Here is a 19,570-nt window from a genome sequence, read left to right as displayed (position 1 = left end):
CCGGCCGACCGCCCGTCCCTGACACGATGTTGTGAACGAGGAGCCCGCAGTGACCGCGACCGTCCCCGAGAACGCCACCTCCGTCACCCCGTCGGAGGCGACCCCCGCCGACTTCTGGTTCGACCCGCTGTGCCCCTGGGCGTGGATGACCTCCCGCTGGATGCTGGAGGTCGAGAAGGTCCGCCCGGTCCAGGTGCGGTGGCACGTGATGAGCCTCGCCGTGCTCAATGAGGACAAGCTCGACACCCTCCCGGAGCAGTACGCCACCTTCCTGCGCGACGCGTGGGGCCCGGTCCGGGTCGTCATCGCCGCCCAGGAACTGCACGGCGACGAGGTCGTCGGCCCGCTGTACACCGCCCTCGGCACCCGCTTCCACAACCAGGCCAAGCCGAAGACCCGCGAGACCATCGTCGAGGCGCTGGAGGAGGTCGGCCTGCCCGCCGACCTCGCCGACCTCGCCGACTCCGACCGGTACGACACGCAGTTGCGCGCCTCCCACAAGGAGGGCATCGACAAGGTCGGCCAGGAGGTCGGCACCCCCGTCATCGCCGTCCCCGGCGCCGACGGCTCGCAGATCGCCTTCTTCGGCCCGGTCGTCACCCCCGCCCCCAAGGGCGAGGAGGCCGCGAAGCTGTGGGACGGCACCCTGATGGTCGCCTCGATCCCCGGCTTCTACGAGATCAAGCGCACCCGTACCCAGGGCCCCATCTTCGACTAGCCGACGAGCAGAGCAGACCAGGAGTGACGGTCCCGCCATGCCCCATCTCGCCCTGACCGCCCTCGTCGTACGCGACTACGACGAGGCCGTCGACTTCTACACCCGCGCGCTCGGCTTCGAGTTGCGCGAGGACAGCCCGCGCGGTGACGGCACCCGCTGGGTGGTCGTCGCGCCGCCGGGCGCCCGGGAGTCGGCGCTGCTGCTGGCCCGCGCCGCGAACCCCGGGCAGGCCGCGCGGATCGGCGACCAGACCGGCGGCCGGGTCGGGTTCTTCCTGTCCACCGACGACTTCGCCCGCGACCACGCCCGGATGACCGCGGAGGGAGTCGAGTTCGAGGAGCCGCCGCGGCACGAGCCGTACGGCACGGTGGCGGTCTTCCGCGACCTGTACGGCAACCGGTGGGACCTGCTCCAGTCCGCGTGAGCGGGCGGGCCCTTGGTGGAACCTGACAGCTCGGCGTGCGGACGGGGCGGCCTGGTACAGGTCGCCCCGTCCGCGCACCCGCCGCTTCCCCTGGCGTGAGATGTCTCACGCGAGCTGCCGAAACGCCGTACGGGGCACGGGTGGTGGGGGAGTGGCGCCGTTCCCGGGCCGCGGGTAAAGCCTCCAAGGCGGGCCGCCGCGCTTTGTCGAGGTCCGACGATGAGCGGGCTGCGGGGGCTGCGCTAGCGTCGCCGTGTCCCGACCGCCCTCGCACCCTTCGCGGAGTCACCCATGAGCACCGCCGCTCCCTCGGCCCCCGGCACCGTACTCGCCGATCTGCTGCCCGCCTCCTCCGTCCACCGGGTCCGGCTGCGGGACGCCTCGCTCGTCGTCGGCGGCGCGGTGCTCACGGGTCTGGCAGCCCAGCTCTCGGTGCCGGTGCCCGGCTCGCCCGTGCCCGTCACCGGGCAGACCTTCGCGGCGCTGCTGGTCGGCACCGCGCTCGGGGCACGGCGCGGGTTCGCCTCCCTCGGGCTGTACGCGGCGGCGGGCGCGGCCGGGCTGCCATGTTTCGCCGGGGGGTCCTCCGGGTGGTCGATGCCGACGTTCGGCTACATCCTCGGGATGCTGCTCGCCGCGACGGTCGTCGGCTCCCTCGCGCGGCGCGGTGGCGATCGTACGGTGCTGCGTACCGCGGGCGTGATGGTGCTCGGATCGGCGCTCGTCTACGCCGTCGGTGTGCCCTACCTCGCGTACTCCGCGCACCTTTCCGCCGCGGACGCGGTTCGGGTCGGCCTGCGGCCCTACCTGCTCGGCGACGCGATCAAGGCGGCCTTCGCGATGACGGCTCTCCCCACGGCCTGGCGCCACCTCACCCACTAACCCGCCCCCCGGGGGGGTGCCCTTGCGGGCTGAGGGTGCTTTGCAGGGGGCGCGGGGAACTGCGCGGCCAACCACGACGGCGTAGCCGGGGGCCCGCGGGCCCAGCCCCCGCGGCGGTGTCGCCGGACCACCGGCCGGTGGCCGGTTGCTCGCGCCGTTCCCCGCGCCCCTTGGTGGTGGACGTTTCCCCGTCGGTGTGCCCCCCGCCCGGGGCTGGGGTGCCCTCACGCACGAGGGTGCCCCACAGGGGCGCGGGGAACTGCGCGGCCAACCACGACGGCGTAGCCGGGGGCCCGTGGACCCAGCCCCTGCGGCGGTGTCGCCGGACCACCGGCCGGTGGCCGGTTGCTCGCGCCGTTCCCCGCGCCCCTGATGGTTGCCCCTTCCCGCAAGGGCACCCCCGCCCGGGGGGTGGGCGGCCCCCTTCCCGCAAGGGCACCCCCGCCCGGGGGATGGGCACCCCCTTCCCGCAAGGGAGCCCCCGGGACGGGGATGGGGCGCCGCTGCTCGCGAGGGCACCGCGGACGCGAGGGTGCCCCCGGCGGGGACCCGCTGGGTCGTGAGGTGGGCGGGGGGAGGGGGTGGAAGAATGAACGTATGCGCGTCTACCTCGGCTCGGACCATGCGGGCTTCGAACTCAAGAACCGCCTCGTCGAATGGCTCGCGGCGAACGGCCACGAGGCCGTCGACTGCGGCCCGCACATCTACGACGCGGTCGACGACTACCCCCCCTTCTGCCTGCGCGCGGCGACCCGCACGGTCGCCGACCCCGGCACCCTCGGCATCGTGATCGGCGGCTCCGGCAACGGCGAGCAGATCGCCGCGAACAAGGTCAAGGGCGTCCGCGCCGCACTCGCCTGGAGCGAGGAGACCGCCACCCTCGCCCGCCAGCACAACAACGCCAACGTGCTGAGCATCGGCGCCCGGATGCACACCGCCGACGAAGCCCTCAAGTTCGCCGAGGTCTTCCTCGCGACGCCGTACTCGCAGGAGGAGCGCCACCAGCGCCGTATCGACATGCTGGACGCGTACGAGGCGACCGGCGACCTCCCGCCGATCCCCGCCCACCACCCGCACCAGGACTGACCCCGCAGCCGATGCCCGAAGGCCACACGATCCACCGGCTGGCCCAGGACTGCCGTGAGCGTTTCGCCGGACGGCCGACCCGGGCCGCCAGCCCGCAGGGCAAGTTCGCCGACAGCGCGGCGCTGCTGGACGGCGCCGTGCTCGACACCGTGGACGCGCACGGCAAGCACCTGTTCCTCGGCTTCGGGGAACTCGGCTGGGTGCACGTCCACCTCGGGCTGATAGGGAAGGTCGGCTTCGACGACCCGGTGACCGACACCGTCCGGCTGCGCCTGGTCGGCGGCCGGCACGGCGAGCACGCCATGAACCTGCGCGGCCCGGCCGCCTGCCAGCTGATCACCGGCGGTGAGAAGCAGGCGATCCATGACCGGCTCGGCCCGGACCCGCTGCGGGCCGGCGACGACCCCGACCGCGCCTACGCCCGGATCTCCCGTTCCCGGATCTCCGTCGCGGCGCTGCTGATGGACCAGAAGGTGCTCGCCGGCGTCGGCAACGTGTACCGCGCGGAGGTCCTCTTCCGGCACGGGGTCGACCCGTTCCTGCCCGGCAGGGAACTGCCTCGCAGGGTGTGGGACGCGATCTGGGCCGACCTGGTGGCGCTCATGCGCGAGGGGGTGCGCACCAACCGGATCGACACGGTGCGCCCCGAGCACGAGCCGGAGGCGATGGGCCGCCCGCCGCGCCGCGACGACCACGGCGGCGAGGTCTACGTGTACCGCCGGACCGGGCAGCCCTGCCTGGTCTGCGGCACGCAGGTCCGCACCCGGCCGCTGGCGAACCGCAACCTGTTCTGGTGCCCGGGCTGCCAGCCGCCGGTTCCCGCCGCCGCGGGCTGAACCTCTCCCCGTACGGGCCCCGTACCTCCCGGGTGGCGGGTCAGTCGACGGGGATGCCCTGCGGCGACTTGATCCGCTTCATGATCATCTGCGAGTTCACGTCGGAGACCCCGGGCAGCGCGATCAGCTTGTCGGTCCAGAACCGCTCGTAGGCGTCGGAGTCGGCCACCGCGATGCGCAGCAGGCAGCCGGGCGCCCCGTAGAGCCGGTAGGCCTCCACCACGTCGGGCGTCGACTGCACCTCGGCCTCGAACGCGGCGACCGAGTCGCGGTCGCGGTGCACCTCGACCGAGGCGAACACCTCGAAGCCCCGGCCGACCGCGGCCGGTTCGACCACCGCGCGGTAGGTCTGGATCACCCCGTCGTCCTCCAGTTGCCGCACCCGGCGCAGGCAGGGCGAGGGGGTCAGGCCCACCCGCTGGGCCAGTTCCTGGTTGGTCAGCCGGCCGTCGGCCTGCAGCTCGCGCAAGATGCTTCTGTCGATGGCGTCCATGAGGGGGATTCCTACCACGAAACGACGGAACGCTGATCGGTATTAGCAATCATATGGCAGGTCTACGCGCATATCATTGTGCTGGGGAATGCCGTGCGCCCGGGGAGGCGCGACTTCAGTACCAGGGAGGCTGCGCATCGTGCGTCACGTCGTGGTCATCAGCACCGGGGGAACCATCGCCAGCCGCTGGCAGGGCGACGGATACGCGGCCGAGGCCGCGGGACAGGAAGTGCTCGCCGCGGGCGCGGTACCCGAAGGGGTGGACGTGAGCGTGGTGGACCTGTTCACCGTCAACAGCTCGCGGCTCACCACGGCGCACCAGCTGCAGCTGCTGCGGGCCGTGCACGAGGCGCTGGCCGACCCCGACGTGGTCGGCGTCGTGGTCACCCACGGCACCGACACCCTGGAGGAGACGGCGTTCTTCCTCGACCTCTTCCACGACGACCGCCGCCCGGTCGTCCTCACCGGCGCGCAGAAGCCACTCGACGCCGAGGACGGCGACGCGGCCGGCAACCTCTACGACGCGCTGCTGACCGCCGCCTCCGGCCGCGACATCGGCGCCGTGATCGTCTTCGGCGGCCAGGTGTACGCAGCCCGCGGCACCGTCAAGAAGCACACCGTGGACGCCCACGCCTTCGGCGACCCGGACGGACTGCCGCTCGGCCGCCTGGAGTTCGGCCGGGTGAGCTGGGGCCGCCGGCGCCCGCGCCCGGTCCCGCTGCCGATGCCGCCGGCCGACGCGGTCGGCCCCCGGGTGGACATCCTGGCCCACCACAGCGACGGCGATGCGGTGTTGCTGAACGCCGCCCTCGCGGCCGGCGCCCGCGGCCTCGTGGTGGCCGGCACCGGCGCGGGCAACGCGAACCCCGAAGTCGCCGACGCCGTACGGGAAGCCGTCGCCGACGGTGTCCTGGTACTGATCAGCACCCGCGTCGCCGCGGGTGCCGTGGCGCCCCTCTACACGGGCGGCGGAGCGGTCGACCTGGCCGCCGCGGGAGCCCGTCTGGCGGGCACCCTGCGCCCCTCCCAGGCCCGGATCGCGCTGCTCGCCTCGCTGCTGGCCACCCCCGAGGGCGAGGACGCCGGGCAGACCCTGGACAGGGTCCTGCGGGCCGCCCCGCAGGCACTGCGCGCGTCAGAGCTTTATCTGGTTGATGGTGTCGGCCACTGAGTTGAGGAAACGGTTGATGTCCGGGGCCATGTTCGTCGATGCCAGGAAGAAGCCGAACAGCGCGGCCACGATCGCCGGACCGACCTTTATGGTCTTCGAACGGATCATCACGACCAGCACGATCGCGAGCAGCAGTGCGGCAGACAGGGAGATAACCACGGTGGATCACTTCCTCTTTCGGTAAGCCCTTGCCGGTCCGGGGACCGCGCCGCCGCCCCCGCCTCGCCCGTTCCCATGGTGCCATCGCCCACGGACACGGGAGACGTGTCGGACCCATAGTCCCATTCCCGGGGGCTAGTCCCTGCACACCACCAGCAACGCCCGGTCGTCGTTGACGTCTTTGGCCACCGCCTCGATCAACCGCCAGGCGGAGCCGCGGAATCCGCCGGCCACCAGCCGGTCCGCCTCGCCGATCAGGCGGTCCATACCCTCGGCGATCTCCCGGTCCGGGGTCTCCACCAGGCCGTCGGTGAAGAGCATCAGCACATCACCGGAGTTCAACGTGCCCTTCACGCCGTGGAACTCGGCACCGTCGTACACCCCCAGCAGGGGCCCTTCGGCCGCCATCTCCTCCCAACGGCCCGTACCCGCGTGCAGTTGGACCCCGGGCAGGTGCCCCGCCGACAGCAACTCGTAGTCGCCGCTCTCCAGATCGAGCACCAGGTGCACCGACGTGGCGAAGCCCTCCTCCCAGTTCTGCCGCAGGAGGTAGCCGTTCGCGGCGCCGAGGAAGGCGTGCGACGGCAGCGAGCCGAGCAGCCCGCCGAACGCCCCCGACAGCAGCAGCGAGCGGGACGCCGCGTCCATGCCCTTGCCCGACACGTCGGTGAGCACCGCTTCCAGCATCCGGCCGTCCGAACTGCGGGTGGCCACCACGAAGTCGCCGGAGAAGGACTGCCCGCCGGCCGGCCGCAGCGCCATCTCCGCGTGCCAGCCGCCCGGCAGCCGCGGCAGCCTGCTCTGCACCCGGATCCGCTCGCGCAGGTCGAAGAGCATGCTGTGGCCACGCCGCCAGGGCACCCCGACCCGGGCTCTGAACTGCGCGATGATCAGCCCGACCAGGGCGACCGCGGTGACCAGCAGCACCGTGCCCGGCGTCACCCGGCCCGCGCCCCCGCGGTACGGCCCGAGCACCGCCGACTCCACCACCAGCGCCATCGCCGAGCCCGCGTACAGCAGCAGCAGGCTCGCCGGGCGCAGCAGCAGCCCGCCCGCCAGGATCGGCAGCACCAGCGCCTCCGGCGGGCACCACACCGGCACGTTCACCGAGGCGTACGCGACCGCCGGGATCGCCACCGCCACCGCCGCCAGTCCGGCCCACTCCGAGGCGTCGCCCCTGAAGTAGTCGACCGCGGAACGGCGCACGGTCAACCGGGCCCGGTGCAGCCTTCTGCGCCACCGGAGCCCGAGCTCTCCCTTTGCCGTCTCGTTAACCATGTCCCGGCGACCCTACCCACCGATTGCCGTGCCGTGCAGGCCGGATGGCCTGTGAGCTTGTGCGGGGCGCGCGCCCGGCGCGCGGGTTGCCGCCCTGACGAGCGGCGGGCGCCGGACCGCGGAAATGTGTTCGCCGCGCCCGGTGCCTGCCTGGTAGGCAGGGGGCATGACCATCGAACTGCGCGGCATCGGTCCGGATCAGTGGGACCCGTTCTTCGACATGGTGATACGCGCCTTCCACTCCAACGGCGAGGCCGTCGAGGAGCGCGCCATGTGGCGCGGCGTGATCGAGTTCGACCGCATCACCTCGGCCTGGGACGGCGACGAGCTGGTCGGCTCCGCCGGGCTCCACTCGTTCCGGATGACGGTCCCCGGCGGCGACCTGCTCCCCGTGGCCGGCGTGACGATGGTCACCGTCCAACCCACCCACACCCGCCGCGGCATCCTGACCTCGATGATGCGGCGCCAGCTCGACAGCCTGCACGAGGGCGGCGAGTCCGTCGCGGTCCTCACCGCCTCGGAGCCGGCGATCTACGGCCGCTTCGGATACGGCGTCGCCACCCAGGAGATGCACGGCAGGGTCGACTCCGCGAGGGCCGGCTTCACCGTCCCCGACGGCGCCGACGGGATCCGGCTGCGGCTGGTGGACGTCGCCGACCCCGACGTGCTCGCCGCCTGCGAGGCCGTCTACGCCCGCCTGGTGCCGGGCCGGGCGGGGATGCTCGCGCGGCAGCCCGGTTGGGAGAAGGGGCCGATCCTGGACGCGCCCGCCACGCGGGGCGGCTCCGGGCCGCTGCTGTGCGTGCTGGCCGAGACCGGCGGGGAGGTACGCGGCTACGCCCGCTACGCCGTCGCCCGCACGTCCGGCCCGGGCGGGCCCGCCAGCACCGTCAACCTGAGGAACATCGGGGCCCTCGACCCGGTGACGTACGCGGCGCTGTGGCGCTACCTCGCCTCGATCGACCTCACCGCCGCCGTGGCCTTCGACAACCTCGCGATCGACGATCCGCTGCTGCACCTCGTCGCCGACCAGCGGCGCTGCGAACTCGGCTTCCTCGACGGCCTCCACCTGCGCCTGGTCGACGTCGGCCCGGCGCTGGCGGCCCGCGCGTACTCCGTTCCGGTCGATGTGGTCCTCGACGTCGCCGACGCGTTCTGCCCCTGGAACGCGGGGCGTTGGCGGCTGACCGGCGACGCGAAGGGCGCGACCTGCGAGCGCACCGACGACCCGGCCGATCTCGCCTTGGACGTCAAGGAGTTGGGCGCCGCCTACCTCGGCGGCCCCACCCTGCGCGCGATGGCCGGCGCCGGCCTGGTCCGCGAACTGCGCCCGGGCGCCCTGGCCGAGACCTGCGACGCCTTCCGCACCGCCCCCGCCCCCTGGCTCCCGCACGGCTTCTGAGCCACCCTGCGCCCGTCTAGGCCCGCGGCCGCCAGCGCCTCGCCGCGCGGGCGGCCCGGGCACGGCGGCCGAAGCGGGTGTACGGCCCGGCGGCGACGTAGAGCACCAGGCCCAGGCCCAGCAGCGCGAAGGCGGCCACGAAGGCGGCGTCGGGGCCATGGGCCAAGCCGGCCGCCCCGCTGCCCGCGATCCCCACCCCGGCGGCCACCCCGGCCCACCGCCCGCACCGCGGCCGCCGGTACGACCGCGCGAGCCCCTGCCCCGAACTCAGCGCCGCCCCGCCGGCCATCCCGACCCCCACCAACAGCCCCGCCACGTCATGCCACATCCGGCCCGCCCCCTCGTCCCCCACGCCATCCCCGGCACCGTACTCCCCCTCCAGGGCACGCAGACGGCGCACGGAGGCACGCGATGCGCGGCTCGCCGGTCCGACCCGGTGCGGGTGGTGCGAAGCGCCGCCCGTCAGCGGTACACGGTGCCCGGGAAGCGGCGCTGCCGGCCGCCGGGGGACTCGATCACGAGAGCGTCGGGCTCGGTCCAGAAACGGCACCCGCCGGGATGAGGACGGGCCGGTCCAGCGCGAACCACCCCAGGCTCTCGGCGAGCAGCAGGCGCGGGGCGACGGGACGGGATCCTTCGCATTCCACCTGGGCATGGTGCCGGAACCGCCGTCCCGATCGGGAGCGATTTCGGACCCCGGGGCATCGGGCACGCGGCGGGTACGGACGACCGGACCAGGGCCGGAAACGACCGCGGCCCGGGGTGCGGGGGAGGTCCGCCACCTGGGCCGTGGGTACACGCAGAGCGGGCGACGGGAATCGAACCCGCGTAGCTAGTTTGGAAGACTAGGGCTCTACCATTGAGCTACGCCCGCGACGCCAAGATTCTGGCACACCGCATGGTAGTCGGTCGAACCGGCTCGGTGGCGGGCGCAATACCGGCTGCCCGCGCGTACGGGGGCATGTACTCTACGTGTCGCACCAGCGGGGTGTGGCGCAGCTTGGTAGCGCGTCCGCTTTGGGAGCGGAAGGCCGTCGGTTCGAATCCGGCCACCCCGACCAGCAGTTACGTGGCGACAGCGCGGCAGCGCGGCGAGAGGGCCGCGATGTCGCGGCGGATCGGATCGACCCCGTCCGGGGCGTTTGGCACTACCGGTAGGATGGGCGGTCGGCGACCCGACGCGCGGCACCGCCCGCGCGCAAGTGAGTGGCCCCCATCAACGTAAAGCCCCCAAGGAGACCCAACCGTGAAGAGCGCCGTCGAGACTCTGAACCCGACCCGGGTTCGACTCACTGTCGAGGTGCCCTTCGAGGAGCTCAAGCCCAGCCTCGACGCGGCGTACAAGAAGATCAACCAGCAGGTCACGGTGCCGGGCTTCCGCAAGGGCAAGATCCCTGCGCGCGTCATCGACCAGCGGTTCGGCCGTGGCGCGGTCCTCGAAGAGGCGATCAATGAGGCGCTGCCGAAGTTCTACACGGAGGCGGTCACCGAGGGTGAACTCTCCGACAGCGTGCTCGGCCAGCCCGACGTGGACATCACCGAGTTCAATGACGGTGACGAACTGAAGTTCACCGCCGAGGTCGAGATCCGGCCGACCATCGAGATCCCGGACTACTCCGGCATCGAGGTCACCGTGGACGCCATCGAGGTGCCCGAGGAGGACGTCGACACCTCGCTGGAGCAGCTGCGCGACCGCTTCGCGACCACCACCCCGGTCGAGCGTGCCGCCGCCGAGGGCGACGTGGTCGTGGTCGACCTCCAGGCGTCGGTCGACGGCAAGGTGCTGGAGGACGGCGTCGCCACCGGCGTCAGCTACACCATCGGCTCGGGCCAGCTCCTCGACGGCATCGACGAGGCCGTCACCGGCCTGGAGAAGGGCGGCACCGCCACCTTCACCTCCTCGCTCAGCGGTGGCACCGGCGCCGGCGAGGAGGCCGAGGTCAAGGTCGACGTCACCGACGTCCAGGCCCGCGAACTGCCCGAGCTGGACGACGAGTTCGCGCAGCTCGCCTCCGAGTTCGACACCCTGGAGGAGCTGCGGGCCGACTCCCGCAAGCGCCTTGAGCGGATCAAGACCTACGACCAGGCCACCCAGGCCCAGGAGAAGGTCCTCGACGCCCTCATCGAGCTGACCGAGGTGCCGATCCCGGAGAAGCTGCTCGAGAGCGAGATCGAGACCCGCACCCACAACCTGGAGCACCACCAGTTCCCGGCGCTGGGCCTGACCTGGGACACCTACCTGGAGCGCGAGGGCAAGACCCGCGAGGAGTACGACGCGGAGGTCTCGGCCCAGGCGACCAAGGGCATCAAGACCCAGTTCATCCTGGACGAGCTGGTCAAGAGCGAGAAGCTCTCGGTCAACCAGGAGGAGCTCACCGAGCACCTCATGCGCCGCGCCCAGAGCTCGGGCATGTCGCCCGACCAGTTCGCGCAGGCCGTCGTCGAGAACAACCAGGTGCAGGTGCTGGTCGGCGAGGTCGCCCGCGGCAAGGCGCTGGCCGTCGTCGTCGAGGCCGTCAAGGTCACCGACAGCAACGGCGAGGAGGTCGACCTGTCCGACGAGGAGGACGAGGACGCCGAGACCGTCGAGGCGGCCTCCGACGCCGATGCCGGCACGGACGCCGATGACGCGGCGGACGAGACCCCGGAGAGCACCGAGCAGTCCGACAAGGCCTGACCGGAGCGCCCCGAAGGGGCGCGGGGAACCCCGCGCGCGACCGGCTCCGGCCGGTGGTGCCCCGAGCACGACCGCAGCCGCCCTCCGGGGCGGTGGCGGGGTCCCGTGCCCTGGTGGCCGCGCGCGCCGTTCCCCGCGCCCCTTTCGCGCTTCCGCGCCCCCGATCCGGGTGGCCGCGGCCCCTGGCGGCCACGCCGGCCCAGGCCGGGCCGACCCAAACGCTCCCCGGCCGTCATGCGCTCACAGCGAACAGTCCCGCGTAGGGGATTGCTGGGCCCCACCTGCGCGTTAGGGTCCACAAGTAGGAGGGCAGGGGTGGCGGCTCGAGTCAGCGCCGCTCCCGCCCGGACGAAGACCGTGACGGCCACTTCGACCGTCTGACAACGAGCAGGTGGATACGTGACGACTCCGATGCCTACCGCCGCCGGCGAGCCGAGCCCGGGCGGTCTCGGCGACCAGGTCTACAACCGACTGCTCGGCGAGCGGATCATCTTCCTCGGCCAGGCGGTCGACGACGACATCGCCAACAGGATCACCGCGCAGCTTCTTCTCCTCGCGGCTGAGCCCGACAAGGACATCTTCCTTTACATCAACAGCCCCGGCGGCTCCGTGACCGCCGGCATGGCGATCTACGACACGATGCAGTTCATCAAGAACGACGTGGTCACCATCGCGATGGGCATGGCCGCCTCGATGGGCCAGTTCCTGCTCACCGCGGGCACCCCCGGCAAGCGGTTCGCGCTGCCGAACACCCGCATCCTGATGCACCAGCCCTCCGCGGGCCTCGGCGGCTCGGCCACCGACATCAAGATCCAGGCCGAGCAGCTGCTGCACACCAAGCGCCGGATGGCCGAGCTGATCGCCGAGCACTCCGGGCAGAGCTTCGAGCAGATCACCAAGGACTCCGACCGCGACCGCTGGTTCTCCGCAGAGGAGGCGCGGGAGTACGGCCTGGTGGACGGCGTGATGCTCTCCGCCGCGCACGTCCCCGGCGGCGGCGGCACCGGCGCGGCGCCCGCCTCCTGAGGCAGGCCGCACCGGTGGCATCGGCCGCGCCCGCCCGGCAGGGCCGGCGCACCGGCCGCGCCCGCCCGGCCCCCGACATCTCGACGCACCTCATCACCTGGAGAGGGTGGACGTGAACCCCTTGAACTTCCCCGGCAGCGGCCTCTACGAGCGCACCGCGGCCGAGCGGCCCGGCCTGTTCGGCGCGGAGGCCCGCTATGTCATCCCGCGCTTCGTCGAGCGCACCTCGCAGGGCGTGCGCGAGTACGACCCGTACGCGAAGCTCTTCGAGGAGCGCGTGATCTTCCTCGGCGTGCAGATCGACGACGCCTCCGCCAACGACGTCATGGCGCAGCTGCTGTGCCTGGAGTCGATGGACCCCGACCGGGACATCTCGGTCTACATCAACAGCCCCGGCGGCTCCTTCACGGCGCTGACCGCGATCTACGACACGATGCAGTTCGTGAAGCCCGACATCCAGACGGTCTGCATGGGCCAGGCGGCCTCCGCGGCGGCCGTGCTGCTCGCGGCCGGCAGCCCCGGCAAGCGGATGGCGCTGCCCAACGCGCGGGTGCTCATCCACCAGCCGTACAGCGAGACCGGCCGCGGCCAGGTCTCCGACCTGGAGATCGCGGCCAACGAGATCATCCGGATGCGCCAGCAGCTGGAGGAGATGCTCGCCAAGCACTCCACCACGCCGATCGAGCAGATCCGCGACGACATCGAGCGCGACAAGATCCTCACCGCGGAGGAGTCGCTGGCCTACGGGCTGGTCGACCAGATCGTGTCCACCCGCAAGACGTCCGTGGGCGTCTGAAGGACGGGTAAGCTGCGCTCTCCGTGCGGGACCCGGCGGGTACTCGGATCGCGAGTACGTCCAGGGGGGCCCACACGGAGGGCGCGGCAAGGTACCGTCGATGAGAGAAGCACCAGGCCCCGTTGAAGGTCGGCGGAGCCCAGGCGAAGGGGAAAGACCTCGTGGCACGCATCGGTGACGGCGGAGACCTGCTGAAGTGCTCGTTCTGCGGAAAGAGCCAGAAGCAGGTGAAGAAGCTCATCGCAGGTCCCGGTGTCTACATCTGCGACGAGTGCATCGACCTCTGCAACGAGATCATCGAGGAGGAGCTCGCCGAGTCCTCCGAGGTGCGCTGGGAGGACCTGCCCAAGCCGCGGGAGATCTACGAGTTCCTGGAGAGCTACGTCGTCGGGCAGGCGCCGGCCAAGAAGGCCCTGTCGGTCGCGGTGTACAACCACTACAAGCGGGTCCAGGCCGGTGAGAGCGGTCGTCCCGGCCACGACGACGCCATCGAGCTGGCGAAGTCCAACATCCTGCTGCTCGGCCCGACCGGCTCCGGCAAGACGCTGCTCGCGCAGACCCTCGCTCGCATGCTGAACGTGCCGTTCGCCATCGCCGACGCCACCGCCCTTACCGAGGCGGGATACGTCGGCGAGGACGTCGAGAACATCCTGCTGAAGCTGATCCAGGCGGCGGACTACGACGTCAAGAAGGCCGAGACCGGCATCATCTACATCGACGAGATCGACAAGGTCGCCCGCAAGAGCGAGAACCCGTCGATCACCCGCGACGTCTCCGGCGAGGGCGTCCAGCAGGCGCTGCTGAAGATCCTGGAGGGCACCACCGCCTCCGTGCCGCCGCAGGGCGGCCGCAAGCACCCGCACCAGGAGTTCATCCAGATCGACACCACGAACGTGCTGTTCATCGTGGGCGGCGCCTTCGCTGGTCTGGAGAAGATCATCGAGGCCCGGGCGGGCGCCAAGGGCATCGGCTTCGGCGCGACCATCCGCTCCAAGCGCGAGCTGAACATGGCCGACCAGTTCTCCGAGATCATGCCGGAGGACCTGGTGAAGTTCGGCATGATCCCCGAGTTCATCGGCCGCCTGCCGGTGATCACCAACGTGCACAACCTCGACCGCGAGGCGCTGCTCCAGATCCTCGTCGAGCCGCGCAACGCCCTGGTCAAGCAGTACCAGAAGCTCTTTGAACTCGACGGCGTGGAGCTGGAGTTCGAGCGCGGCGCGCTGGAGGCCATCGCCGACCAGGCGATCCTGCGGCAGACCGGCGCCCGCGGCCTGCGCGCCATCATGGAGGAGGTGCTGATGTCGGTGATGTACGAGGTGCCGTCCCGTCAGGACGTCGCCCGCGTCGTCGTCACCGCCGACGTCGTGCACTCCAACGTCAACCCGACCCTCGTGCCGCGCGACCCGCGCATCGCGGGCCAGGGCGAGCAGAAGAGCGCGTAACAACCGCCGGCCCCGCGGGGTTGGCGACGCGGCACACGAAGGGGGCACCCCGGTTCTTCGACCGGGGTGCCCCCCTTCGTGGTGTGCGCGTCGCAGGTGCGGCTAGGAGGCCTCCACCTCGACGTCGTTGCGGACCTTGCTCGTCAGGTCGGCCGCGTCGCTGATGGACGGGGCGCTGCCGCCGCCGGCGACGGCAGCGGCGGTGTCGACGGGCAGGATGTAGGCGACCGTGCTGTAGTCGGCCCACACGCAGACCGTCGTGTTGATGGTGACGGTCTGGCCGGAATCCTGGCCGGTCTCCTTGATCGTCTGGCACTTCATGATCGCGTCGCTCTTCATGCCTGCGGGCTTGACGGACTGCGGGCTGCCCGAGGTCTCGACCTTCGTGCCGTCCTTCTTGTCCTCCTCGGTGCCCTGCTTCAGCATCGCGAACATGCCGTCGACGACCTTGTTGGGGTCCTTGACGGTGCCGTAGACACCGGAGAACTCCAGCAGCTGGCTGGCCAGGGCCGAACTGCCCTTCGTGTAGGCGGCGCTGACCTGCGTCGGGTCGCTGACGCCCAGCGCCTTGATCTTCGTGAGGTCGTCGTCGTCGAAGCCGTCGCTGCCCGAGTCGTTGCTCTTGGTGTAGCTGCCGGCGACGGTGTCGGGGGTGGTGAGCGTGTACTTCTTGCCGTCGTCGTGCAGCGACGACGAGCTGCTGCCGCCGCCCTTGGTGGCGAAGAAGACGCCTGCGCCGACCGCGACCAGGGCCACGACCACGCCGATGATGAGGCCGTTCCGCTTGCCGTTCCCGCCCTGCGGCGGCTGCGGGTAGCCGTAGCCCTGCTGCTGGGGCACCTGGCCGTAGGGCGGTTGCTGGCCGTAGCCGGGCTGCTGGCCGTACGCGGGCTGTTGAGGTGCCTGGCCGCCGTACGGCGGGGCGGGGGGCGGGGCCTGCTGGGGGTAGCCGTAGCCGGGCTGGGCCTGCGGCTGGCCGTAACCGCCTTGCTGCGGTTGCCCGTAGCCGCCCTGCTGCGGGGGCTGGCCGTAGCCGCCCTGCGGCGGCGGGCCGGGCTGCGGTTGGCCGTAGCCGCCACCCTGGGGTTGGTTGCCGTACGGGTTCGGCGGCGGCTGGTTGTAGCTCATGGTTCGTCCCCTCCGTTAACGAGTCCGCCCATCCTCCCGGATGGCGTGCCCCTTCCCGACCCCGGGGGCGCAACCGATCCGTAACAGGTGTCGTCATGACGGCCTGGTTCAGGACCGGTTGCGCCCCCGGCGGGTGGTGGCGGAGCGCTCTGGGCGGGGACCTCGACTCAGGCGGGGACCTCGACGTCGTTGCGCACCTTGGCCGTCAGGTTCGCGGCGTCGTTCAGGGCCGGGGCCGTGCCGCCGCCACTGATCGCCGAGGCGAGGTCGATCGGGATGATGTACCCGACGGTGCTGTAGTCCGCCCACACGCACACGGTGGTGTGGATGGTGATGGTCTGACCGGAGTCCACCTCGGTCTCGTTGACCCGCTGGCACTTCATCAGGGCGTCGGTCTTCATCCCGGTCGGGTGTACCGTCTGGGGGCTGCCGACGACCTCGACCTTGGTGCCCTTCTCGGCGTCCTCCTGGGTGCCCTTGTCGAGCATCTCGAAGGTCCCGTCGAGCGCCTTGGCCGGGTCCTTGACGGTGCCGTGGACACCGCCGAAGTCCAGCACGTTCCCGCTGCTCTCGTCGCCCTTGAGGTATCCGGCGCCGGCCTGCTTCGGGCTGCTGACGCCGAGCGCCTCCAGCTTGGTGATGTTGTCGTCCTCGAAGGCCGAGTCGTCGGAGAAGTCGTCGTTCTTCTGGTACTCGCCCGCGACGGTGTCGGGGGTGGTGAGCGTGTACTTCTTGCCGTCGTCGTGCAGGGAGGAGGAGTTGCCGCTGCCGCCGCTGGTGGCGAAGTAGACGCCGGCGCCGACCGCGATCACCGCGACGACGATGCCGATGATGAGGCCGTTGCGCTTGCCGTTCCCGCCTTGCGGGGGCTGCGGGTAGCCGTAGCCGGGCTGCTGCGGTATCTGGCCGTAGGGCGGTTGCTGGCCGTAGCCGGGCTGCTGGCCGTACGCGGGCTGCTGGGGTGCCTGGCCGCCGTACGGCGGGGTGGGCGGCGGGGCCTGCTGGGGGTAGCCGTAGCCGGGCTGCGCCTGGGGCTGGCCGTAACCGCCCTGCTGCGGGGGCTGCCCGTAGCCGCCCTGCTGCGGCGGGCCGGGCTGGGGCTGGCCGTAGCCGCCACCCTGGGGTTGGTTGCCGTACGGGTTCGGCGGCGGCTCGTTGTAGCTCATGGTTCGTCCCCTCCGTTGACGATTGCGCTCATCCTCCCGCACCCCGCGTTCGCGCGGCCCCTGGCGCCCGCGACCGATTCGGTACGAAGTCCGCGGACCGCCCCGGACCGCCCTGTGGAGGCCCTGTGGATAAGCAGTCGGGAGCAAAGCCGCGGGCCCACTAGAATCGGCATCGTGACCGACAACACTCATCCGCGCCCCGACAGCGGGCAGCACAGCGACCCCCATCTGCCGACCCAGTACACGCCGGCCGAGGTAGAGGGGCCGCTGTACGAGCGGTGGGTGGAGCGCGGCTACTTCGAGGCCGACGCCAAGAGCGACAAGCCGCCGTACACCATCGTCATCCCGCCGCCGAACGTCACGGGAACCCTCCACCTCGGCCACGCCTTCCAGCACACGCTGATGGACGCCCTCACCCGCCGCAAGCGCATGCAGGGGTACGAAGCGCTGTGGCTGCCCGGCATGGACCACGCGGGCATCGCCACGCAGAACAAGGTGGAGCAGCAGCTCGCCGAGGAGGGCAAGTCCCGGCAGGACGTGGGCCGCGAGGAGTTCGTCGCGCGCACCTGGCGGTGGAAGGAGGAGTACGGCGGCCGCATCCTCGGTCAGATGCGCCGGCTCGGCGACGGCGTCGACTGGTCCCGCGAGCGCTTCACCATGGACGAGGGCCTGTCCAAGGCCGTCCAGACCATCTTCAAGAAGCTCTACGACGACGAGTTGATCTACCGCGCCGAGCGGATCATCAACTGGTGCCCGCGCTGCATGACCGCCATCTCCGACATCGAGGTGGACTACCAGGACGACGACGGCGAGCTGGTCTCCCTGCGCTACGGCGAGGGCGACGACACCGTCGTGGTCGCCACCACCCGGGTCGAGACGATGCTCGGCGACACCGCGGTCGCGGTCCACCCCGACGACGCGCGGTACGCCCATCTGGTCGGCCGGCGGATCAAGCTGCCGCTCACCGACCGGACCATCCCGGTGGTCGCCGACGAGCACGTCGACCCCGAGTTCGGCACCGGCGCGGTCAAGGTCACCCCGGCCCACGATCCGAACGACTTCGCGATCGGCCGCCGGCACAACCTCGAGTCGCTGACCGTCATGGACGAGCGCGCGGTGATCACCGCCCCGGGCCCGTTCCAGGGTCTGGACCGCTTCGAGGCGCGGTCGGCGATCGTCGAGGCGCTGCGCGAGCAGGGCCGGATCGTGGCCGAGAAGCGTCCCTACGTCCACTCCGTCGGCCACTGCTCGCGCTGCAAGACCACCATCGAGCCGCGGCTGTCGCTCCAGTGGTGGGTCAAGGTCGAGCCGCTGGCCCGCGCGGCCGGCGACGCGGTTCGCGACGGCCGGGTCCGCATCCACCCGCAGGAGATGGAGAAGCGGTACTTCGACTGGGTCGACAACATGCACGACTGGTGCATCTCGCGGCAGCTGTGGTGGGGCCACCGCATCCCGGTCTGGTACGGGCCGAACGGCGAGCAGGTCTGCGTCGGTCCCGACGAGCAGCCGCCCCCGGCCGCCGAGGGCTGGACCCAGGACTCCGACGTCCTGGACACCTGGTTCTCCTCCGGCCTGTGGCCCTTCTCCACCCTGGGCTGGCCCGAGCAGACCCCGGACCTGGCGAAGTTCTACCCGACCGACGTCCTGCTCACCGGCCACGACATCATCTTCTTCTGGGTCGCCCGGATGATGATGTTCGGCCTCTACGCGATGGACGGCGTCGCGCCGTTCCACACCATCGCGCTGACCGGCCTGGTCCGCGACGAGTTCGGCAAGAAGATGTCCAAGTCCAACCCCAACTCGGTGGACCCGCTGGACTGGATGAACGCCTACGGCTCGGACGCGGTCCGCTTCACCCTGGCCCGCGGCGCCAACCCCGGCGCGGACGTGCCGATCGGCGAGGACTGGGTCCAGGCCTCCCGCAACTTCGCCAACAAGGTGTGGAACGCGACGCGGTTCGCCCTGATGAACGGCGCCACCGTCGAGGGTCCGCTGCCGGCACCCGAGGAGATGTCCGCGACCGACCGCTGGGTGCTGTCCCGGCTGAACACGGTCGTCGCGGAGGTCGACGCGTTCTACGACGACTACCAGTTCGCGAAACTCTCCGACGGGCTCTACCACTTCGCGTGGGACGAGGTCTTCGACTGGTACGTCGAGCTGTCCAAGACCACCTTCCTCAAGGGCGGTGATCCGGCCAGGGTCTCCGGGCGGGTGCTCGGTGAGGTGCTGGACGTCACGCTGCGGCTGCTGCACCCGATCGTGCCGTTCGTCACCGAGACGCTGTGGACCACCCTCACCGGCAAGGAGACCGTGGTCACCGCGGACTGGCCGCGCGACAGCGGCTTCCGGGACGCCGCCGCGGAGGCGGAGATCGCCGAGGTCCAGCGGCTCGTCACCGAGGTCCGCCGGTTCCGCAACGACCAGGGACTGCAGCCCGGCCAGCGGGTCCCGGCCGAGCTGACCCTGGCCGGCACCCTGCTGCCGCCGCACGAGGACGCCATCCGGCAGCTCCTGCGGCTCCAGCCGGCCGGCGAGGGCTTCCACGCCACCGCGACGCTCCCGGTGGGCAGCGCGCGGGTCGCCCTGGACCTGTCCGGCGCGATCGACGTGGCCGCCGAGCGCAAGCGGCTCGCCAAGGACCTCGCCGCCGCGGAGAAGGAGAAGCAGCAGGCCGAGCGCAAGCTGGGGAACGACTCGTTCCTCGGCAAGGCCCCCGAGAAGGTGGTCGAGGGCATCCGCACCCGGCTGGCCGCCGCCGACGAGGACATCGCCCGGATCACCGCCCAGCTGGCCGCGCTGCCGGCCGGCTGACCCCGCGCGACCCGCCGCCTGCCGCGGCACGGGCCCGGGCCGAGAGGCCCGGGCCCGTTCCGTAGACTGGAC

The 19,570-nt window shown here is 71.7% G+C and carries 19 protein-coding genes and 2 tRNA genes; 13 read left to right on the top strand and 8 right to left on the bottom strand.

The genetic code is table 11. From position 1 onward, the window contains the following. Positions 1–49: 49 nt before the first annotated feature. The 5 genes from C4U44_RS30315 to C4U44_RS30295 all read left to right on the top strand — a co-directional run bounded on the left by C4U44_RS30315 (position 50) and on the right by C4U44_RS30295 (position 3,946). Positions 50–718: a mycothiol-dependent nitroreductase Rv2466c family protein gene (locus C4U44_RS30315; RefSeq protein WP_103889234.1), complete on the top strand. Its 669-nt coding sequence runs from the start codon at positions 50–52 to the stop codon at positions 716–718. 37 nt (positions 719–755) lie between these two features. Then, a complete protein-coding gene (locus C4U44_RS30310; protein ID WP_103889233.1) occupies positions 756–1,142 on the top strand; it encodes a VOC family protein in 387 nt (128 codons plus the stop codon). 291 nt (positions 1,143–1,433) lie between these two features. Beyond that, positions 1,434–2,024: a biotin transporter BioY gene (locus tag C4U44_RS30305; protein WP_103889232.1), complete on the top strand. Its 591-nt coding sequence runs from the start codon at positions 1,434–1,436 to the stop codon at positions 2,022–2,024. A gap of 597 nt (positions 2,025–2,621) precedes the next feature. After that, positions 2,622–3,110 (top strand): ribose-5-phosphate isomerase, encoded by a 489-nt coding sequence (locus C4U44_RS30300; protein ID WP_103889231.1) that lies wholly within the window; start codon positions 2,622–2,624, stop codon positions 3,108–3,110. An 11-nt stretch (positions 3,111–3,121) separates the two neighbouring features. Next, complete coding sequence (locus tag C4U44_RS30295; protein ID WP_103889230.1) at positions 3,122–3,946, top strand: Fpg/Nei family DNA glycosylase; 825 nt, start codon at positions 3,122–3,124, stop codon at positions 3,944–3,946. A gap of 40 nt (positions 3,947–3,986) precedes the next feature. On the opposite strand, the gene C4U44_RS30290 is transcribed toward C4U44_RS30295, so the two are convergent. After that, positions 3,987–4,439 carry an Lrp/AsnC family transcriptional regulator gene (locus C4U44_RS30290; RefSeq protein WP_103889229.1) on the bottom strand — a complete coding sequence of 151 codons (453 nt, stop codon included), beginning with the start codon at positions 4,437–4,439 and terminating at the stop codon, positions 3,987–3,989. A gap of 139 nt (positions 4,440–4,578) precedes the next feature. Here C4U44_RS30290 and C4U44_RS30285 point away from each other — a divergent pair, with 139 nt between their 5' ends. Continuing rightward, positions 4,579–5,610 (top strand): asparaginase, encoded by a 1,032-nt coding sequence (locus tag C4U44_RS30285; protein WP_103889228.1) that lies wholly within the window; start codon positions 4,579–4,581, stop codon positions 5,608–5,610. On the opposite strand, the gene C4U44_RS30280 is transcribed toward C4U44_RS30285, so the two are convergent. Both C4U44_RS30280 and C4U44_RS30275 read right to left on the bottom strand, forming a co-directional pair. Further along, a complete protein-coding gene (locus C4U44_RS30280) occupies positions 5,575–5,769 on the bottom strand; it encodes a hypothetical protein (RefSeq protein ID WP_103889227.1) in 195 nt (64 codons plus the stop codon). The two genes, C4U44_RS30285 and C4U44_RS30280, sit on opposite strands and share 36 nt — an antisense overlap. Positions 5,770–5,904: 135 nt before the next feature. Beyond that, the gene (locus tag C4U44_RS30275) at positions 5,905–7,047 is read right to left on the bottom strand and encodes a PP2C family protein-serine/threonine phosphatase (RefSeq protein WP_103889226.1); all 1,143 of its coding nucleotides are present in this window, start codon (positions 7,045–7,047) and stop codon (positions 5,905–5,907) included. A gap of 166 nt (positions 7,048–7,213) precedes the next feature. Between C4U44_RS30275 and C4U44_RS30270 the strand changes: the two genes are divergently transcribed. Then, the gene (locus tag C4U44_RS30270) at positions 7,214–8,449 is read left to right on the top strand and encodes a GNAT family N-acetyltransferase (protein WP_103889225.1); all 1,236 of its coding nucleotides are present in this window, start codon (positions 7,214–7,216) and stop codon (positions 8,447–8,449) included. 16 nt (positions 8,450–8,465) lie between these two features. Here C4U44_RS30270 and C4U44_RS30265 read toward each other — a convergent pair whose 3' ends face one another. From C4U44_RS30265 to C4U44_RS30260, 3 genes are all read right to left on the bottom strand, one after another. Continuing rightward, positions 8,466–8,849, bottom strand: a complete 384-nt coding sequence (locus tag C4U44_RS30265; RefSeq protein ID WP_160145144.1) for a hypothetical protein — start codon at positions 8,847–8,849, stop codon at positions 8,466–8,468. A gap of 115 nt (positions 8,850–8,964) precedes the next feature. Next, positions 8,965–9,096 carry a hypothetical protein gene (locus C4U44_RS43330; RefSeq protein ID WP_265737352.1) on the bottom strand — a complete coding sequence of 44 codons (132 nt, stop codon included), beginning with the start codon at positions 9,094–9,096 and terminating at the stop codon, positions 8,965–8,967. Between the two features lie 156 nt (positions 9,097–9,252). Next, positions 9,253–9,323, bottom strand: a tRNA-Gly gene (locus C4U44_RS30260). Between the two features lie 110 nt (positions 9,324–9,433). Between C4U44_RS30260 and C4U44_RS30255 the strand changes: the two genes are divergently transcribed. The 5 genes from C4U44_RS30255 (at position 9,434) to clpX (ending at position 14,393) form a co-directional block, all read left to right on the top strand. After that, positions 9,434–9,510: transfer RNA gene (locus C4U44_RS30255), tRNA-Pro, on the top strand. 185 nt (positions 9,511–9,695) lie between these two features. Further along, a complete protein-coding gene (gene tig, locus C4U44_RS30250) occupies positions 9,696–11,126 on the top strand; it encodes a trigger factor (RefSeq protein WP_103889223.1) in 1,431 nt (476 codons plus the stop codon). Positions 11,127–11,537: 411 nt separating this feature from the next. Continuing rightward, positions 11,538–12,152, top strand: a complete 615-nt coding sequence (locus tag C4U44_RS30245) for an ATP-dependent Clp protease proteolytic subunit (RefSeq protein ID WP_103889222.1) — start codon at positions 11,538–11,540, stop codon at positions 12,150–12,152. A gap of 112 nt (positions 12,153–12,264) precedes the next feature. Beyond that, a complete protein-coding gene (locus C4U44_RS30240) occupies positions 12,265–12,948 on the top strand; it encodes an ATP-dependent Clp protease proteolytic subunit (protein ID WP_407642914.1) in 684 nt (227 codons plus the stop codon). Between the two features lie 161 nt (positions 12,949–13,109). Continuing rightward, complete coding sequence (clpX, locus tag C4U44_RS30235; protein WP_103889282.1) at positions 13,110–14,393, top strand: ATP-dependent Clp protease ATP-binding subunit ClpX; 1,284 nt, start codon at positions 13,110–13,112, stop codon at positions 14,391–14,393. Between the two features lie 102 nt (positions 14,394–14,495). Here clpX and C4U44_RS30230 read toward each other — a convergent pair whose 3' ends face one another. Then, on the bottom strand, positions 14,496–15,521 hold the full coding sequence (locus tag C4U44_RS30230; RefSeq protein ID WP_103889221.1) for a hypothetical protein: 1,026 nt from the start codon (positions 15,519–15,521) through the stop codon (positions 14,496–14,498). A gap of 167 nt (positions 15,522–15,688) precedes the next feature. Then, positions 15,689–16,687 (bottom strand): DUF5336 domain-containing protein, encoded by a 999-nt coding sequence (locus C4U44_RS30225; RefSeq protein WP_103889220.1) that lies wholly within the window; start codon positions 16,685–16,687, stop codon positions 15,689–15,691. 174 nt (positions 16,688–16,861) lie between these two features. On the opposite strand from C4U44_RS30225, the gene C4U44_RS30220 reads away from it, so the two are divergent. After that, positions 16,862–19,498: a valine--tRNA ligase gene (locus tag C4U44_RS30220; RefSeq protein WP_103889219.1), complete on the top strand. Its 2,637-nt coding sequence runs from the start codon at positions 16,862–16,864 to the stop codon at positions 19,496–19,498. Positions 19,499–19,570 lie beyond the last annotated feature (72 nt).

This window comes from Actinacidiphila yanglinensis (assembly GCF_900107965.1).
GTDB classification, from domain to species: domain Bacteria; phylum Actinomycetota; class Actinomycetes; order Streptomycetales; family Streptomycetaceae; genus Actinacidiphila; species Actinacidiphila yanglinensis.
Note: the sequence above shows the minus strand (reverse complement) of the source record. Positions and strands in the feature narration are given on the sequence as shown.

Excerpts from the sequence above, each read along its gene's own strand:
- C4U44_RS30310 (WP_103889233.1), top strand. The coding sequence starts at position 756 with ATGCCCCATCTCGCCCTGACCGCCCTCGTCGTACGCGACTACGACGAG.
- C4U44_RS30305 (WP_103889232.1), top strand. The coding sequence starts at position 1,434 with ATGAGCACCGCCGCTCCCTCGGCCCCCGGCACCGTACTCGCCGATCTG.
- C4U44_RS30300 (WP_103889231.1), top strand. The coding sequence starts at position 2,622 with ATGCGCGTCTACCTCGGCTCGGACCATGCGGGCTTCGAACTCAAGAAC.
- C4U44_RS30295 (WP_103889230.1), top strand. The coding sequence starts at position 3,122 with ATGCCCGAAGGCCACACGATCCACCGGCTGGCCCAGGACTGCCGTGAG.
- C4U44_RS30290 (WP_103889229.1), bottom strand. The coding sequence starts at position 4,439 with ATGGACGCCATCGACAGAAGCATCTTGCGCGAGCTGCAGGCCGACGGC.
- C4U44_RS30275 (WP_103889226.1), bottom strand. The coding sequence starts at position 7,047 with ATGGTTAACGAGACGGCAAAGGGAGAGCTCGGGCTCCGGTGGCGCAGA.
- C4U44_RS30270 (WP_103889225.1), top strand. The coding sequence starts at position 7,214 with ATGACCATCGAACTGCGCGGCATCGGTCCGGATCAGTGGGACCCGTTC.
- C4U44_RS30245 (WP_103889222.1), top strand. The coding sequence starts at position 11,538 with ATGCCTACCGCCGCCGGCGAGCCGAGCCCGGGCGGTCTCGGCGACCAG.
- C4U44_RS30230 (WP_103889221.1), bottom strand. The coding sequence starts at position 15,521 with ATGAGCTACAACCAGCCGCCGCCGAACCCGTACGGCAACCAACCCCAG.
- C4U44_RS30225 (WP_103889220.1), bottom strand. The coding sequence starts at position 16,687 with ATGAGCTACAACGAGCCGCCGCCGAACCCGTACGGCAACCAACCCCAG.